15 protein-coding genes are annotated in these 17968 nt (G+C 46.6%); 8 read left to right on the top strand and 7 right to left on the bottom strand.

The annotated features are described in order from the left end of the window. The first annotated feature begins 92 nt into the window (after positions 1-92). Positions 93-1658 (top strand): glutamate--cysteine ligase, encoded by a 1566-nt coding sequence (gene gshA, locus QZZ54_RS14120; protein ID WP_290703338.1) that lies wholly within the window; start codon positions 93-95, stop codon positions 1656-1658. A 60-nt stretch (positions 1659-1718) separates the two neighbouring features. Here gshA and QZZ54_RS14115 read toward each other — a convergent pair whose 3' ends face one another. Next, positions 1719-2126: a flagellar basal body-associated FliL family protein gene (locus QZZ54_RS14115; protein WP_290703337.1), complete on the bottom strand. Its 408-nt coding sequence runs from the start codon at positions 2124-2126 to the stop codon at positions 1719-1721. Positions 2127-2354: 228 nt separating this feature from the next. Here QZZ54_RS14115 and rsd point away from each other — a divergent pair, with 228 nt between their 5' ends. The 6 genes from rsd (at position 2355) to QZZ54_RS14090 (ending at position 9990) form a co-directional block, all read left to right on the top strand. Then, positions 2355-2837, top strand: a complete 483-nt coding sequence (gene rsd / locus QZZ54_RS14110) for a sigma D regulator (RefSeq protein WP_290703336.1) — start codon at positions 2355-2357, stop codon at positions 2835-2837. 46 nt (positions 2838-2883) lie between these two features. After that, the gene (locus QZZ54_RS14105) at positions 2884-3864 is read left to right on the top strand and encodes a hypothetical protein (protein WP_290703335.1); all 981 of its coding nucleotides are present in this window, start codon (positions 2884-2886) and stop codon (positions 3862-3864) included. A 405-nt stretch (positions 3865-4269) separates the two neighbouring features. Next, on the top strand, positions 4270-5709 hold the full coding sequence (locus tag QZZ54_RS14100; protein WP_290703334.1) for a catalase: 1440 nt from the start codon (positions 4270-4272) through the stop codon (positions 5707-5709). Positions 5710-5794: 85 nt separating this feature from the next. Next, entirely contained in the window at positions 5795-6163 is a 369-nt protein-coding gene (locus QZZ54_RS19200; RefSeq protein ID WP_366645642.1) for a YbaN family protein, read from the top strand. Between the two features lie 508 nt (positions 6164-6671). Then, the gene (locus tag QZZ54_RS14095; RefSeq protein ID WP_290703333.1) at positions 6672-9431 is read left to right on the top strand and encodes an EAL domain-containing protein; all 2760 of its coding nucleotides are present in this window, start codon (positions 6672-6674) and stop codon (positions 9429-9431) included. Positions 9432-9765: 334 nt separating this feature from the next. Beyond that, the gene (locus QZZ54_RS14090) at positions 9766-9990 is read left to right on the top strand and encodes a hypothetical protein (RefSeq protein WP_290703332.1); all 225 of its coding nucleotides are present in this window, start codon (positions 9766-9768) and stop codon (positions 9988-9990) included. Between the two features lie 164 nt (positions 9991-10154). Here the strand turns inward: QZZ54_RS14090 and QZZ54_RS14085 are convergent, their stop codons facing one another. The 6 genes from QZZ54_RS14085 to QZZ54_RS14060 all read right to left on the bottom strand — a co-directional run bounded on the left by QZZ54_RS14085 (position 10155) and on the right by QZZ54_RS14060 (position 15994). Further along, positions 10155-10913 carry an amino acid ABC transporter ATP-binding protein gene (locus tag QZZ54_RS14085; protein ID WP_290703331.1) on the bottom strand — a complete coding sequence of 253 codons (759 nt, stop codon included), beginning with the start codon at positions 10911-10913 and terminating at the stop codon, positions 10155-10157. Between the two features lie 24 nt (positions 10914-10937). Further along, a complete protein-coding gene (locus QZZ54_RS14080; protein WP_290703330.1) occupies positions 10938-12026 on the bottom strand; it encodes an amino acid ABC transporter permease in 1089 nt (362 codons plus the stop codon). 11 nt (positions 12027-12037) lie between these two features. Beyond that, entirely contained in the window at positions 12038-13264 is a 1227-nt protein-coding gene (locus QZZ54_RS14075) for an amino acid ABC transporter permease (RefSeq protein ID WP_290703329.1), read from the bottom strand. Positions 13265-13367: 103 nt separating this feature from the next. Next, the gene (locus QZZ54_RS14070) at positions 13368-14381 is read right to left on the bottom strand and encodes an amino acid ABC transporter substrate-binding protein (RefSeq protein WP_290703328.1); all 1014 of its coding nucleotides are present in this window, start codon (positions 14379-14381) and stop codon (positions 13368-13370) included. Between the two features lie 339 nt (positions 14382-14720). Then, a complete protein-coding gene (locus QZZ54_RS14065; protein ID WP_290703327.1) occupies positions 14721-15443 on the bottom strand; it encodes an FKBP-type peptidyl-prolyl cis-trans isomerase in 723 nt (240 codons plus the stop codon). A 65-nt stretch (positions 15444-15508) separates the two neighbouring features. Continuing rightward, entirely contained in the window at positions 15509-15994 is a 486-nt protein-coding gene (locus QZZ54_RS14060; RefSeq protein ID WP_290703326.1) for a TIGR02444 family protein, read from the bottom strand. 20 nt (positions 15995-16014) lie between these two features. Between QZZ54_RS14060 and QZZ54_RS14055 the strand changes: the two genes are divergently transcribed. Beyond that, entirely contained in the window at positions 16015-17925 is a 1911-nt protein-coding gene (locus QZZ54_RS14055; protein WP_290703325.1) for an ATP-binding cassette domain-containing protein, read from the top strand. The last annotated feature ends 43 nt before the right edge of the window (positions 17926-17968 follow it).

Here is a 17968-nt window from a genome sequence, read left to right as displayed (position 1 = left end):
ATAATTCCCTGTACCTGTAGATATCACAGGGTTATGTTTAGCAAATGCTGCGCTATAATAGCGCTCTTTTTCTCTGGTAAAGGTATCCCGACGTGTCTGAGGCACTGAAACAGAATCTGAAATTACTTACTGAGAATGGCCAGATTCTGGCGCTCGACGGCATCCTTCACGGTATAGAGAAGGAAGGCCTGCGGGTCGACACTCAGTGTTCCATCAGTCAGACCGGCCATCCTACCACTCTGGGCTCTGCGCTGACTCATAGCCACATCACAACCGACTACTCGGAAGCGTTGCTAGAATTCATTACCCCCGCATTCAAAGAATCCGGAGATGCGCTGGACTTTCTCCAACAACTTCACTGCTATACCTACCAGCAGCTAGGAGAAGAGGAGCTTTGGGCCGCCAGCATGCCTTGTAGAATTAAGGATGAAGACGCGATCCAGATCGCTCGTTTTGGCAGCTCCAATGTCGGCCGACTAAAATATATTTATCGCATTGGTCTAGAGCATCGTTACGGCAAAATGATGCAGGCAATCGCAGGCATTCACTACAACTTTTCGCTGCCAGAAGCCCTCTGGCCAGTCCTGCGTGAACTGCAAGGCAGTCAGGATAGCCTGCAACAGTTCCGTTCGTCCGGCTATTTCACACTCATCCGCAACTTCCGTCGCTCGTCATGGTTACTACTTTACCTGTTTGGCGCGTCTCCAGCGCTCTCCTCCAGTTTTATGTGCGGCCAGAGCCACGACCTGGAGTCCTGGGATGAAAAGACACTCTATCGCCCTTATGCAACTTCGCTGCGTATGAGCGACTTAGGATATTCCAACAAAGCTCAAGCCGATCTGAATATCTGTTTCAATCATCTGGACACCTATATCCACACCCTGACGCTTGCAATCAACACCCCTTACCCAGCTTACGAGCAGCTCGGGGTCAAGACAGACCAGGGCTATAAACAGCTGAATAACTGCGTGCTGCAGATCGAAAACGAATACTACAGCGATATTCGCCCTAAGCGGGTAGCGCTATCGGGAGAAAAACCGATACATGCACTCAGTGAGCGGGGCGTGGAGTATATAGAAGTACGTAATACCGATATCAATCCACTGCTACCGCTGGGTATCGATCAGCAACAGTCTAACTTCCTCGATGCATTCCTGGTGACATGCTTGCTATCAGACCCTGGCGAAGTCTCCGATAAGGAATGCGATCTGATTGATAAGAACAATAACCTGGTCGTAAACAGAGGGCGCGAGCCCGGCCTTACGCTGACTCGAAATGATCAGCAATTAAGTGTTTCTGAATGGGGCGGGCAAATTCTTAATGATATTCGTAAAACAGCGGTGGTTCTGGATGAGATAGCCGGCGACACCCGCTACTCAGAAGCCGTTACAGCACAACAAGCGAAACTTGATAACCCGCAACTAACGCCCTCGGCACAGATTCTGGAGGCGATGAAGACATCTGGGTTGGGCTATGAAGCATTCACCTTGCAACAAAGTCGAAAGCATCGGGAGAGCATCACCGACATAGGCTTAAGTACAGAGCAGCAGGATTATCTGGACAAGCTAACCGTTAGTTCTAAGGATGAGCAGACTCAGATAGAGATGAGTGATACACAGGGATTTGATGATTATCTGGCGGACTATCTCGCCCAATAAGTCATTCATGAAAAACAACGCAAAAAAAAAGCCCGCTATGCGGGCTTTTTTTACTTCAACTTACTGCAGTACGAAACTGGTAAAAAACAGATCTGCTACAAAAGCCTCGCCTTCCTCCGCTAGCAGCACCTTCTGCACCTTTTCAAGCGCTTCCTGAGCCAGAACATGCTGGGCATCAACCGTCTTGAGCTGATCTTCCTCTTTTGAGCTCAGCAGCATCAAAATTTCATGCCGCACTTCGGGCTTATGATAGTTCACCGCATGGTGCGCTGCCGGACTGGTCACCTCAATGGTAATCTCACATTTCAAAAACCGCAGCTTACCCGGGCTGACAAAATTGGACACAAAGGGCTTCAGTTCAATATAGTTTACATAGTCATCTTCAGCGCCTTCTACAGGCTCATCTGCTGCCCAGGCAGGCTGTAACAGCGCTCCCAGAAACACCATCAGCAATAAACGTTTCAACATATTAAGCTTCCTAACCGGGTTAAAGAGACCCATTCAATCTCAAAACAACGAATTAATCATAGAGTTAGCTCTATTTGTACCATTTCTGACAAAAAATATCAGCGTCCCTCATCTAACTTTGAGTAACCTCAAAGGAAAGTACTTCTGCTATTGCCTAGTTCACAACGATAGGATTAGTATTGAGAACAAGTAGTCGCGAGTACTGTTTTTATAATAAGGAGGCCAGCTATGCTAGAAAAATGCCGAAACGCCCAGGAACGCTGGGGAGGTGTCAGCGATATAATAGATAGCTGGCTTGAAGAACGTCAGAAACTAATTAGCACCTTTGTCGCGCTGCCACAAAAGAATGCCGATGAAGCTCTGAAAGAACACATCCTGGAATTCTCTCAGCTAATGATGGACTATATATCATCCGGCCACTTTGAAGTGTATGAACAACTGTTGAAAGAAGGCAGTGAATTCAACGATGGTAGCCTGGAAAAAGCGCAGGAACTATTCCCCCGCATTCAGACCAGTACCGATGCCGCGCTGGATTTCAATGACCTCTACTCGACCTTTGATGGCCAGACATTGCAGGAGATGCATGAACTCACCTGCCAGCTCTCCACATTAGGCGAGTCTCTGGAAGAGCGCTTTGCTCTCGAAGATAAGATGATCGAAGTTCTGCATACCGCCCATCGTGAGCAGGTGTTCACTGAAGCCCAGGTCTAATACAAAGCTTTTACCAAATCGCCTATAGAGATTGCAGGGAAACGTTATGAACAACAGGCTGGGCGCTTTTGGTTGCGCACTTTTAGCCACCGCAGTCCTCACTGGCTGTAGCGGAGGTGATAAACCGGCTAAGCATGTAGAGTATGCCCTGCAAGGCGCATATTCGGCATCCATTTCCCCCACAGCCCGTTACGCCACTATCGGCTCCTTTAACCATGGCGGCAGCCTGTGGAGCCTGGCTGATCATGAAAGACTGTATAACTGGAACCATCGGGCCGGAGACTTCAGCCTTATCGCCGCCAGTGCGTTCTCTCCTGACGAACTCTACGCCGCAACTGCCAATCAGCAAGATCTGGTACTTTGGAACCTGAGCAATGGCCAGCCAGAAGGGTTCTGGAGTTCACCGGCCGAAATTCTGGCAATGGATCTCTCTCCGAATGGTAGTTATGCACTTCTGGGACTGGCAGACCATACCGCCGTATACTTCGACGTCAAACAAGGTGGTGTTAAGCAAACCTTCCGCCACAGTGCCCGGGTAAAGTCTGTCGACCTAAGCGAAGATGCACTTCTGGCCCTCACCGGAGATGATGACTACAACGCACAACTCTGGGACGTTCAAAGCAATAAAGTTATCCACAGCCTGAAACTTGGCAATATCGTCGATACCGTCGCACTCTCACCCAACAAACAGCTTGCGTTTAGTTCAGGAAGCCTTGATCGAGCGCTCATCTGGAGCACTCAGGACGGTCAAGTGTTGCATACCCTATCAGACAACCGTGATCTATTCGGAAGACGCCTGAGCTTCCTCTCAGCCCGCTTTTCGCCGGATAGCACTCAACTCCTCACTGGCACAGCCTCAGGCTCAGTTCAGCTATGGGATACCAGCAGCGGTGCTATGTTGCGCAACTGGGAAATTCATAAACGCGATCCATATGGTCCCACCAGCACCGGTGTTTATTCGGTAGGCTTTGGCAATGGGATTTATTATGCGATTGGCTCAAACGGAATCATTAACGAGCTGAAGTGAGTGATTCTGACGCCTTAGTCTTTGATAGACCAAAACGCCGAAAAGAGTGCAGTTTGCTAAAAACTAGGCGCTTCGCTTGCTCGAGAAAGCGGCGAGGCGGAACTTATTTGTCGTGACTTTTATAGTCCTGCGTTCGACTGTGGGCTCAGTGAATCGTTGCAACACAGCATATAGCAGACATCAGAATATCCTAAAGCAATGAAGAACTACCTTTCGATCTAACTAACTGTAAACGCCCCATTCCTGCAAACAGCATTACTCGCTATATAGCCTTATATAAGTCTTCATATTGGGCCTCTTTTAGCCAAAAATAGATAAAAGCTATAATAAACATAATTATAATTAATTTTATATATACATATATTCTCCTAAGCTAAAGAAGTAGACATCTAGCAGGAGAACAACATGACTAAGAAATTAACTACGGCATCCGGCTGTCCCGTGGCCGATAACCAGAACACGACAACCGCAGGCCCCCGTGGACCACAATTACTCCAGGACGTTTGGTTTCTGGAAAAACTGGCACATTTTGACCGCGAAGTTATACCGGAACGACGCATGCACGCTAAGGGCTCAGGTGCTTATGGTACCTTCACCGTTACCAACGATATTAGAAAATATTCCCGCGCAAAGATTTTTTCGGAGGTCGGTAAACAAACAGAAATGTTCGCACGCTTTACGACCGTCGCAGGTGAACGTGGCGCTGCCGATGCAGAACGAGACATTCGTGGTTTTGCGTTAAAATTCTACACAGAAGAGGGAAATTGGGACCTGGTGGGTAACAATACACCGGTATTCTTCTTGCGTGATCCGCTTAAATTCCCCGATTTGAACCACGCCGTCAAGCGCGACCCGCGTACGAACATGCGCAGTGCCCAAAACAATTGGGACTTCTGGACGCTGCTTCCTGAAGCCTTACATCAGGTCACTATAGTCATGAGTGACCGGGGCATACCAGCCTCCTATCGACAGATGCACGGATTTGGCAGTCATACTTTCAGTATGATTAACGCTAACAATGAGCGCACATGGGTCAAATTTCATTTCAAATCCAATCAAGGAATTAAAAACCTTACCGATGGAGAATCTGAACAACTGATCGGCCGAGATAGAGAAAGCCACCAGCGTGATTTATATGAGTCCATTGAAAATGGCGATTACCCTTCCTGGACCATGAGCATTCAGGTGATGACGGAAGAACAAGCGGAAAGCAGCTTATTCAATCCATTCGACTTAACCAAAATCTGGCCAAAAGCTGATTACCCCCTACTTGAAGTCGGCACGATGGAGCTTAATAGCAATCCTTCAAATTATTTTGCTGAAGTCGAACAGTCTGCATTCAATCCAGCTAGCGTAGTGCCGGGAATTAGTTTCTCACCGGACAAAATGCTGCAAGGGCGTCTGTTCTCATACGGAGATGCGCAACGCTATCGTCTGGGCGTAAACCATCATCAGATTCCGGTTAATGCACCCCGCTGTCCGGTACATAGCTATCATCGAGATGGGGCTATGCGGGTTGATGATAACTACGGTGGCACTATTGGTTATGAACCCAATAGCCAGCGCGAGTGGCAAGAGCAGCCGGAGTACGCTGAACCACCGCTGTCATTATCAGGGGCAGCCTCACGCTGGGATCACCGAGAAGATGATGACTACTATTCACAACCCGGTACACTGTTCCGCCTGATGAGCCCAGAACAACAGCAACTGCTGTTCGAGAATACGGCCCGGTCCGTGGGTGGAGCATCTGTTGAAATCCAAAGGAGACATATCGGCAACTGTCTAAAAGCTGATCAGGCTTACGGCGCCGGAGTCGCTAAGGCGCTGGGTATATCACTGGATTAGACTGAGCAGCCAACAAGAGTGTTAATGCAGAACTTCGTTGTGCTGCATTAACACTCACCTTTAATTCTAATCGACGAGGTCTATCATGAAACTATTCTATAAGACCGCAGGGTTTATCTCACTAGGTTTAGGCACACTTGGGATTTTCTTACCACTGATGCCTACAACATGTTTTGTATTACTGTCCGCATGGTGTTTCGCAAAATCATCGCCGAAACTGCACGCAAGGCTCGTTAGCAATAAGCTGTTTGGGGCCATAATCAGGCAATGGGAGTGCCAGCGTTACATCCCAGTAAAAGCTAAATATATTGCTATAAGTTCTATGATGTTTGCTGGCTGCTATTCCTTTGTTGTTGCCAACGACCTCATTTTCAAGTTAATTTCAGTCAGTACTATCGCTATTAGTATCGTCATAGTGAAGTCCATTAAAAGCTGCAAAATAGAAAGTAATTAACTAAACACTCCTTGTACAACTCGCAATACAGTTATTCACAGGCTAGGACGAAAGAGCGTGAGCAACTAGCGCATCCCAGAAGTTCTAGGCTAGGTCCGTTAGTCCGCTTTTGGCATATATATAGAACCTCTGAAAGCAGCACAGAGCCACCTTTCGACCTGAAGGCGACAATTACGTTCGAACCGCTAGATCACAACTCTATCTATCCAATTCCTCGAAAGCGGACACTACGTTTATCTTTCTTTAGAGGCAATACTACGACTAATCGTGGCAAATCCACTAGCTGATGCCACTTGACTATTATCATTGTATAAATTGTGGGTATGATGAATACTTGTTTGTTTAGCCCGCTTCATAAATAGGCAAAGGTTTGCAAAATCAAGCAACGGTTGAGGTATGAGATATGAGATATGAGATATCGTTCAGCCCATACCCGCTGGTTAGTATAGTGAAGCATTAAAGTTGGTGATCATTTGTTAAGGCACTGGATGCTAAGGACGACTGTTGTATGATCAATTCAGTTTTTTTGGTTCTATCTCAAAATGTAGCATTATTAATAGCAATGCTATTTATTTATGACTTTATATCTCGCCAATGGGATACAGAAAAGCCGCATCTTAAAGACTTGGTTACAGGCATTACCGTTGGCTTGATTGTCACTGTCACTATGTTGACATCATGGCACTATGAAGAGGGCATCATCTTTGATGCTCGCTCTATCCTATTAGGCGTATCAGGCTTATGCCTGGGTGTAACACCGACTTCGATTGCGATATTGATTGCCGCCGTTGTACGGATCTCTCTGGGGGGAGATGGTGTTATCCCAGGTGTTGCCGGTATTATTTCGTCTGGAATTATTGGCGTACTATGGCGTACATATAGACTCCCCAAAGGCTTAATCGAACTATCACTGAAAGAGTTATGGTGCTTTGGGCTTATTATTCATCTAGCCTACTTAGCTTCACTGTTTTTATTCCCTATTGATAAGGCACTACAAATACTATGGGTTATTGCATTGCCTGTTTTAGTCGTGTATCCACTTGCAATAGTTATGCTCAGTTTTTTGTTTATAGATCGTCTAAAACAAGTGCGCTTATCTAAAGCTTTAGTGTTCAGTGAAGAGCGCATGAAGGGTCTTTATTATCATGCCCCTGCGGCCATCTGGGAGGAAGATTGGTCAGCAGTAAGCTCCGCTCTGAAAGTTATACGACGTGACTACCCTGATATTTCTGTATCCGATTACTTCCTAAAACATCGAGAGAAAGCTTGGGGTCTTGTTAACTCAATTAAAATAGTTGATGTAAATGATGCGGCACTGAGGGTTTCGGGGGCTGTCTCGAAAGATCAGTTAACCGAAGGCATTACTCAATTTTTTGATCAATCCAGTATCGAGCAGTTTATAGAAGTACTTGATGCATTTATGCAGGGTAAAAAAGTCTATGAGTGTGAGTCAATTTTTATTGATTTGAACGGTGAGCAGCGATGGGTTGAAGTACGACATGCCATTATGCCTGGCTATGAAGATTCGATGGACATCGTGTTAATTACAACGCTGGATATTACTATTCAAAAAAAGAAAGAAGAAGCACTGAGATTGTCATCTTCCGTTTATGAAAATAGCCAAGAGGCCATAAGTGTAACGGATGAAGCCGGCATTATATTAAGTGTCAACGCAGCTTTTTCAAAAATCACAGGCTATTCTCAACCGGAAGTCGTCGGTAAAACCCACAGCATTTTGAAATCAGGCAAACAAGATCGCTCCTTTCATCAAAAAATGTGGAATAAACTTAATTCAACAGGACAATGGGAAGGAGAGATATGGAACCAGCGTAAGAATGGTGAAATATATGCTGAGTGGCTATCGATTAACACGATTTATGATGAAAGCAATCAGCCCTATCGACGAATCGGTCTCTTCAGTGATATCTCTCAGCGTAAAGCGTCTGAAGACTTAATCAAACGGCAAGCAAATTTTGATAGCCTGACTGGCCTACCTAATCGTCACATGTTTATCGAACATTTGAACCATGAAATAGACCTTGCCACCGTACAAGAATATCCAATCCATTTATTGCTGATTGATTTAGATCGCTTAACTGAAATTAATGATAGCCTCGGCTATCTGGTTGGTGATGAGCTTATAAAACAATCAGCGGAAAAAATTCTAAATTGCCTGCAAGCCTCCCATCTGGTGGCACGAATTGCGGGGGATGTATTTGCTGTTATATTGCCCGATGAAAGCTCTCAGAACGATGTAGAAAGTATTGTTAAACGTATTCAGGCGATACTGGCAACCGCATTCGATATTGAAAATCATAATGTCTATCTGACTAGCAGTATCGGCATCGCGTCTTTTCCGACCCATGCATCAACGTCTGAAGTATTGATTCAATGCTCTAATCTAGCGTTGGAGAGCGCAAAACAACAAGGTCGTAACCAACGTAGTTATTACGTGCCGATGATGAAGCAGTCAACGCAATATAAATATGCGGTTAGCGCCGACTTAAGAAAGGCTTTAGCCTGCAATCAGTTTCAACTGTTCTATCAACCGATTGTAGATTTGAAAACGCGTTCTATTCATAAAGCAGAGGCATTAATTCGATGGCATCATCCACAGCAGGGTATCATTAGTCCTGCTGACTTCATTCCTGTGGCAGAAGCAACGGGAGCAATTATTGAGATAGGTAATTGGGTATTTAAAGAGGCCGTGAACCAGGTCGAATCTTGGCGCGAAACGATCGCTTCTAATTTTCAAATAAGCATTAACAAATCACCGATTCAATTCAAGAGTGAGGACGTTCATATATATGACTGGTTTGACTACTTAAGCCAACACGGACTGACAGGCGAGGCCATCGTGGTTGAAATGACAGAAGGGCTGTTGATGGATTCAGGCCCTATTGTCGCGAGTAAATTATTCGCCATGAGTGATGCCGGGATGCAAATTGCTTTGGATGACTTTGGTACAGGGTATTCCTCGCTTTCTTACATCAAAAAATACGACGTAGATTATCTCAAGATTGACCAGACTTTTGTCAGCAACTTAACAGCGGATAGCGATGATTCAGCCATCTGTGAATCGGTTATCGCAATGGCTCATAAATTAGGTATCAAAGTTATTGCTGAAGGTATCGAAACTAAAGAGCAACTTGAGTTGCTGGCTCAGTGGGGTTGCGACTATGGTCAGGGATATTACTTCTGCAAACCGATACCTGCCGATCAGTTTGAGCGAAAATATGCTGTTGTAAACGCTGGCGACAGTTCGTAACGAATCAGCATAAGGGCTTTATAACTCCTATTACCTTCAAGCAACCTCCATGCACCTCGACCCTTGCCTTCAGATACATAAACAGCCCAGATAAATCGTTTACATGCATTTAGCCCAGTCTCTGGGCGAAGACAGTTAAAATGCTTATAAATCAATTACTTATTAAAGAGCCTTAATATCCCGATGCTCTATAGAGACAGTTATCTTCTGAACAAATAAAACTTCCTCGCTTAAGCTGTTGATATATATATATATAAATCTACGTTGGCACAAAGACTGCTATACAGAGGTTATCAATAAACACTTTGTTAACTTAAATCTAGGAGCTTTAAATATGAACATCAAAACCCTATGCGCCATCGCCCTGACAACCGTTTCAGCCACAGCTTTTGCCGTAGAGATGCCAGACTTTCAAACCGTTGATATCAACGCTGATGGTGTTATCAATCTGGAAGAGGCTAAAAGTGTTAATGGTCTTGAAGCGGCGTTTATAGGCGCTGACATCGATAAAGATGGTAAATTGAGCGAAGCCGAATACGAAGAACTTACCCACGGCTAATAGCTAGATCTGGATCCAAGCAGAACCTTAGATCCCTTTATGCTATTGCTAGAAAACAAAAAAACCGCCCAGATAGGCGGTTTTTTTTGTGCTTTTATAGCAGCGAGTAAGTCGCGAAGCGACGTCTATCAAGCGACAAAGCCGCGCCTAACAACTACACGGCGTTAGTGCTGAAGTATCTGACTCAGAAACAGCTGGGTTCGTTCATGCTGCGGATTGTTAAAGAACTCATGAGGCTCATTTTCTTCAACAATCTGTCCGCCATCCATGAAGATAACCCTATCAGCTACGGTCTTCGCGAAGCCCATCTCATGGGTTACACAAAGCATGGTCATACCTTCTGTGGCCAGCTCAATCATTACATCCAATACCTCTTTAATCATCTCAGGGTCGAGTGCAGAGGTCGGCTCGTCGAATAGCATTACATCAGGATTCATACAGAGTGATCGGGCGATCGCTACCCGTTGCTGCTGCCCTCCTGACAACTGGCCCGGATACTTAAGCGCCTGGTCGGGAATTTTAACCCGCTCAAGCAGCTCCATCGCTTGGGCTTCAGCTTCCTTGCGAGGCATTTTCTTTACCCAAATAGGCGCCAGTACACAGTTTTCCAGTACAGTCAGATGCGGGAATAAATTAAAGTGCTGAAACACCATTCCCACTTCCTTACGGATCGCTTCGATATTCTTAATATCTTCATTAAGGGGGATACCACTGACAACGATATCTCCCTTCTGATGCTCTTCCAAATGGTTAATGCAACGGATCATAGTTGATTTACCGGACCCCGATGGGCCACAGATAACAATCTTCTCGCCTTGCTTCACTTCCAGATTAATATTCTTCAAAACATGAAACTCGCCGTACCATTTATTCAGGTCGCGCAGTTCCACCATCAATTTGTCACTAGCTTGTGAATGACTCATCTCTAAATCTCTCTGTTATCAGGCTCAGTGCCCGGTGTGAAGTTGTCTCTCCAGCTGCTGCGAATAGCGCGACATACTGAAACAGAAGACCCAGAACAACAGGGCAACAAACAAATAGCTTTCGGTGGAGTAACCGATCCATTTCGGATCCTGATTCGCCGCCTGGCCAATCGCCAGTACGTCAAACAGACCGATAATCAGTACCAGACTGGTATCCTTAAAGAGGGCAATAAAGGTATTCACTATGCCTGGGATCATCAGCTTCAACGCCTGTGGCATGATGATCAGAATCATCTTCTGCCAGTAACCCAGACCCAAAGCATCCGCCGCTTCATACTGTCCCTTAGGGATCGCCTGCAGACCACCCCTGATAACTTCCGCCATATAGGCAGACTGGAACAGGGTAATACCGATCAACGCCCTGAGCAGCTTGTCAAAGCTCATCCCTTCCGGGAAAAACAGTGGCAACATAACCGAAGCCATAAACAGCACTGTAATCAAAGGCACGCCACGCCAGATCTCAATGAAGATAACACAGACCGATTTCACGATCGGCATCTCCGACTGACGCCCCAGCGCCAACAGAATACCGAGCGGCAGCGAAGCGACAATACCAACCACCGCCAACACTAACGTCAGGCTAAGACCTCCCCACAGGTGAGTTTCGACAGTCTCCAAGCCGAAGATATCCCCATACAGCAGGAAGAAGGCAACGACTGGATAAACCACTAACAGTAACGCAGCCACCAGCCCTTTCTTCGGCGTCTGCGGCATCACTAGCCAGATAATCGAACCGATTAGTAGAATAAAGGCTGTCTGCACTCGCCAATGTTCCGCTTCCGGATAGAAACCATACAGAAACTGGTCAAGTCGATTGTTAATAAAGACCCAACAGGCACCGCCACTGGTGCAAGCATCGCGGCTATCGCCGACCCAATCAGCATCGATAAAGATCCACTGAATAGTAGGAACCAGAAAGCTGATCAGAAAATACCCGACAACAATAGTCGCTACCGAGTTAATTGGCCCATTAAACAGATGCTTACGCATCCAACCAATCACTCCGACCATACTCGCAGGTGGGGGCAGCGTGGGTTGTATTTCATATTTCATAGCATCCCCTTCTATCGTTCGGTCAGCTGAATTCTGGAGTTATACCAGTTCATAAATGTCGATGTCAGCAGACTCAGCGTCAGATAAACAGCCATCGTCATCGCAATTACCTCAATCGCCTGTCCCGTCTGATTCAAAGTAGTACCTGCAAATACGTTAACCAAATCCGGATAACCGATCGCGGTTGCCAGAGATGAGTTCTTAGTCAGATTCAGATACTGGCTGGTCAACGGTGGGATAACCACACGCAGCGCCTGAGGAATAACGATTAACCGCAGCGTTTTTGCTTTCGACATACCCAGTGCCGTTGCAGCCTCAGTCTGACCATGGGACACCGCCAGAATACCTGCCCGGACAGTTTCAGCAATGAAAGCCGCTGTATAGATACTCAACGCAAACCAGAGCGCAATCAGCTCAGGTATAACCGTGATGCCACCCTTAAAGTTAAAACCTTTCAACTCAGGATGATCAAGGCCTAGAGGCATTCCACTCAGCATAAAGAGTACTAATGGTATGCCGACAATCAATCCAAGGCTGGCCCAGAAGACGGGGAATTGCTGACCGGTAAGTTCCTGGCGCTTCTTCGACCAACGAGAAATCAACCAGCTTCCAATCAAAGCGGCAAAGAAGCCAAATACCACCACCCCGAAACCATCTTCAGCGACCGGCGCTGGCACAATAAACCCACGATTGTTAAGAAAGGTCCCGAAAAACTCCATGCTCTGGCGTGGATGAGGAAGTGTTCGCAGTACCGCGTAATACCAGAAAAAGATCTGCAGCAGTAATGGAATATTACGGAACGTTTCGATGTAGATAGTAGAGGCTTTAGAGATCAGCCAGTTATCTGACAATCTCGCTACACCCAACAGGAAACCCAGTATGGTCGCCGCAAAGATACCCATTAATGCGATCAAAATGGTGTTCATCAGGCCGACGATAAAGGTCATACCATAACTTGATGCTTCGGTGTAATCGATCAGACTCATCGCGATACCGAAACCCGCTTCCTCGGTCAGGAAGTCGAAACCTGTGGTGATACCACGCTGTTCTAGGTTGGTCAGGGTATTATCAATGATGGAATAGAAAACAAATCCTAGTGCCGACAACAATAGCACCTGGAATAGTAACGACCTTTTCTTCGGGTCGTTCCAGAATTTTGGTTTGTTCTGCGGAGGCGCCTTTGGCTTAGCCGGGCCGCCTTCAGGGTTGTGACCCGAATTCGAAATGTCTGAGGACATTGTTTACTCCAGAAGTCAGTACACAGATCTATTTGCCCCCTCTATAAATTTTGGAAGCAGATACAAAAACGGCCAGCCTTTCGGCCAGCCGCTAATCAGCGTATTAACGCATAGGTGGTGCGTACTGCAAGCCACCCTGGTTCCATAGCGCATTCAGTCCGCGCTCCAGTCCCAGTGGTGAACCTTTACCTACGTTTCGCTCATAAGCTTCACCGTAGTTACCCACCTGCTTAACGATCTGGTATGCCCAGTCATCAGGCAGATCCATGCCTTTGCCTTTTGGCCCATCAAGACCAACCAGACGCTTAACGTTTGGATTAGTGCTTTCCGCTTTCATTTTATCAACGTTCGCAGAAGTGATGCCCAGCTCTTCAGCGTTCAGCATCGCATTGTGGCTCCACTTAACAATGTTAAACCAAGTGTCGTCACCCTGACGTACAACAGGTCCCAGAGGTTCTTTAGAGATAACTTCTGGTAGTGCGCCAACGGAAGATGGATCTTGCATTCGAGTACGCAGACCTGCTGCCTGTGACAAGTCAGTCGTGAAGGAATCACAACGACCACTGTCAAACGCCTGGGCTGCCTGATCATTCGTATCGAAGACTACTGGCGTGTACGAAATACCCTGTGCGCGGAAATAATCCGCCATATTCAATTCGGTAGTGGTACCAGACTGTACACATACTGTCGCACCATCAAGCTCTTTAACGCTTTTCAGGCCCAGCTCGTTCTTAACCAAGAAACCCTGGCCATCATAGTAGTTAACGCCAGCAAAGTTGATACCGAGCTGTGTATCACGAGTCTGAGTCCAGGTAGTTACCCGGGACAGCACATCAATTTCACCAGAAACCAACGCGGTAAAACGCTCTTTCGCATTCAGTGGAATAAATTTAACTTTTGTCGCATCGCCAAATACTGCTGCGGCAACCGCACGACACAAGTCGACATCAAGACCTTTCCAATTACCTTTATCGTCAGGTACGGAGAAGCCTGGTACACCACTGGTTACGCCGCACTGTATAGCACCACGTTCTTGAACGTTTTCCAAAGTGCCAGCCATTGCAGTACCCGCCATTGCAGCCATAAGCGCGGTAGCGGAGATAAGGGTTTTCTTCATCGGATACTTCCTCTCTTTGAACGTATTAATGAATAATAAAAAGCAGGGTCGTATTGAGTAACATTGCTATACGTTTAGGCTCTGCAAAGAGCATTCCACTTCTTTATTCTTTTAATCCATATAGTTAACTTTCAGTCTTTAAGTGTAGCAACTGTTTTACTTCTGTACAGAAACGACTGATTGCCCGTTATATTACGCCCTAATAATGTTGTAATATTTTTACAAATGAACTGTCAAAAACGCTTGATATTAGTGACATTTTCGATCAGAGCTGTTTTTGATGCACCAAAAAAAACCACCCATAAGGGTGGTTTTAACTTTATGACCAATGTTGGCGCTTTACTCAGTAGGATTGATATCTAGCAATTCAACTTCAAATACTAGAGTTTCATTCGGCCCGATAGCCTCGCCCATACCTCCAGGACCATAAGCTAGTTCAGCAGGAAGCACTAAACGCGACTTTTCACCCACTTTCATCAGCTGCAGGCCTTCAGTCCAACCAGGAATTACCCCGTTAAGTGGGAAAGAAACAGGCTCTCCTCGACTATAAGAGCTATCAAAATCAGTACCGCTGATCAGGGAGCCACGGTAATGTACCTTAACGGTATCCTCAGCTTTTGGCGATGCGCCTTCACCGGCGGTCAATACTTCGTATTGAAGTCCAGATTCTGTGGTAACTACACCTTCTTTCTTTCCATTTTCAGCCATGTACGCCTGGCCTTTAGCTAAGTTACCCTCAGCCATTTTAGTTACAGCCGCCTGCTGCTCCTCAATCTTTTTCTTTTGGAAGGCCATCATAGTCGCTTCAACTTCTTCCGGCTTCAGCAATGGCTCTGCACCGGAGTAAACAGTCTCGACAGCGCGACGCAGAGCGTCTACATCCAGCTCTTCTACATCTGATTTAAGGCGTTCACCCAGCATCAGGCCCAGGCTGTAGCCCAGCTTCTGCTGGTCAGTTTCCAGGGTATAAGGTTTCTCAACCGGTGCAGCCGGCTCTTTATCAGCGCTACATCCCACCAATACAATACTTGCTACGGCCACAGCCACCAGCGTCTTTTTCATTGTCATTCCTTTAATCCAAGAGTCAGTTATCAGCGATTAGTAAGCCATTAAACTGAAAAGTTCCATTAAATACTACCGTTCACAGCGGCTTTATCGCTTAATTGAGTTAATAAAACTTGTAACTCTCCTGCCCCGTCTGTTCCTGTATCCGCCGCGACACAAAGGTTCTGATACCTAAGCCCTGATAGCTTAGCTGTTGTAGAGCAATGATCTTTTAGCTTAAACAACAATCCAATCTCCACCTTTTCCGCTGATAATTCGGCTATTTTTAATTGCTGATAACAATTTTCCTCTTCAACTGACCGCTTTGATTTCCGCAGTTTATAGCGAAGCGATCTTAGGGGTTCAAGCAGTGTCAAACGCCACTCTCGGCTATCGGCCTCGTCCAAATCCATAGGTAAAACACGCCCCTGTTCAGCAAGCCAAAGCGCAAATAGCAGGCGGTTTACGCTCAGCTGAAAGCGATTTTGCAACGCCTGGCAAACCTCGGCTATTTCCGGATCTGAATAAACCTTGATTGCATAGCTCCAAAACTCATTATCTTCATTCATCTATGCTAAAATCCGCCGCCATGATTCAGTTAAACCAGCTTAGCTTACAACGTGGACACATGCGCCTGCTAGATAGAGCGCAATTAACTATTCACGCCAATCAAAAAGTCGGTATTGTCGGCGCCAATGGCGTAGGTAAATCCTCCCTTTTCAAACTTATTCTCGGCCAGCTTCAGCCCGATGAAGGCGATCTTCAGCTACCAGCAAACCTGACCATTGCACATATGGCTCAAGAGGTTGGCGACAGCGTTCAACGCGCTATTGATTACGTCCTGGACGGTGACAAGCGATTACGTAGCGTTCAGCAAGCCCTGGCAGATGCTGAACAGTCCGGAGATCATCACCGTATTGGTGAACTGCATGCGCAGCTAGATGCGGTCGATGGCTACACTGCCGAATCCCGGGCCCATCAACTGCTGAACGGGCTTAGTTTTACCACTGCAGATGCAGAACGACCGGTTAATACTTTTTCCGGCGGCTGGCGCATTCGCCTTAATCTGGCTCAGGCACTCATGAGCTATTCTGATATTTTGCTACTTGATGAGCCTACCAACCACCTGGATCTGGATGCAACTATCTGGCTGGAACAGTGGCTGCGAAACTATCAGGGCACCCTGCTGCTGATCTCCCATGACCGGGATTTTCTGGATGCGGTCAGCACCCATATCGTACATATGTACAATCAGAAAACTGAGCTGTACAAAGGCGGCTACAGCGATTTTGAGCTGCGCAGAGCGGAACGGCTAGCTCAGCAGCAGTCTCAATTTGAAAAACAACAGGTCAGAATTGCCGAAATAGAGAGTTTTGTTACCCGCTTTAAAGCCAAAGCGACTAAGGCAAAGCAAGCTCAAAGCCGAGTTAAAGAACTGGAACGGATGGAGCGCATCGCTCCGGCCCATGTGGACAGTCCGTTCAGCTTCACGTTTCAGTCTTCTGACAAAATATCTTTTCCTCTGTTAAGCCTGGATAATTGTGCTTTAGGTTATCAACAGCCGGTGTTGAATAATGTAAAACTGACGTTATCCCCTGGTGACCGTATCGGTCTCCTTGGGCCCAATGGGGCGGGTAAGTCGACCCTGATTAAAACGCTGACTCAAGACCTGCCTCAGATTAACGGTCTATATAAAGCGGGTGAACACCTTAAAATCGGTTATTTTGCACAGCATCAGCTTGAAGCTTTGGATCTTGAGGCATCACCCTCGCTACATATCCAGCGCATCTCTCCCAAAGCTAGTGATCAGGAGATCAGAAACTATCTGGGTAGTTTTGATTTCAATGGTGATCGGGCGCTAGAACCCGTCAAATTATTCTCCGGCGGAGAAAAGGCCCGGGTTGCCTTAGCACTTATCGCCTGGCAGCGTCCTAACCTGCTGCTATTAGATGAGCCTACCAACCACCTGGATCTCGAAGTCAGACACGCTCTGACACTGGCGTTACAAAGCTTTGAAGGCGCGCTGATCCTGGTGTCCCACGACCGTCACCTGCTACGCAACACTGTTGACCAGTTTATGCTGGTCGCCAATGGCAGCGTAACCCCTTTTGACGGTGATATGGATGACTACCAACAATGGCTGGCCACGCAACGCCGGACACAGACTCAAACGACTGATACACCGAGGGAAAATCGTTCAGTAAGTGCCGCTGAAAAGAAAGAGCAAAAACGTCTTGAAGCTGAGCGCCGTAAAGCCCTTCGGCCATTACGCAACGCTGTTGATAAGCTCGAAACAGAACTGGACAAGACCACAGCTAAGCTACAGCAACTGGAAAGCCAGCTTGCAGATAACAGTCTTTACGAAGAGGCTAACAAAGAGAACTTGAAACAACTGTTGCAACAACAGGGCGAGCTACAGCAAAAATCTGAAAAGATCGAAGCTGACTGGCTGGATAAACTCGAGGAACTGGAGCAGCTGGAAAGCGAAACAACGATCTGAGCGACCGTTGTTTCAACACTGACTCTAACAGGTGAACCCGGAT

Source organism: Amphritea sp. (assembly GCF_016744155.1).
In the GTDB taxonomy this organism is placed as follows: Bacteria; Pseudomonadota; Gammaproteobacteria; order Pseudomonadales; family Balneatricaceae; genus Amphritea.
This window is presented reverse-complemented; position numbering and strand designations above follow the sequence as displayed.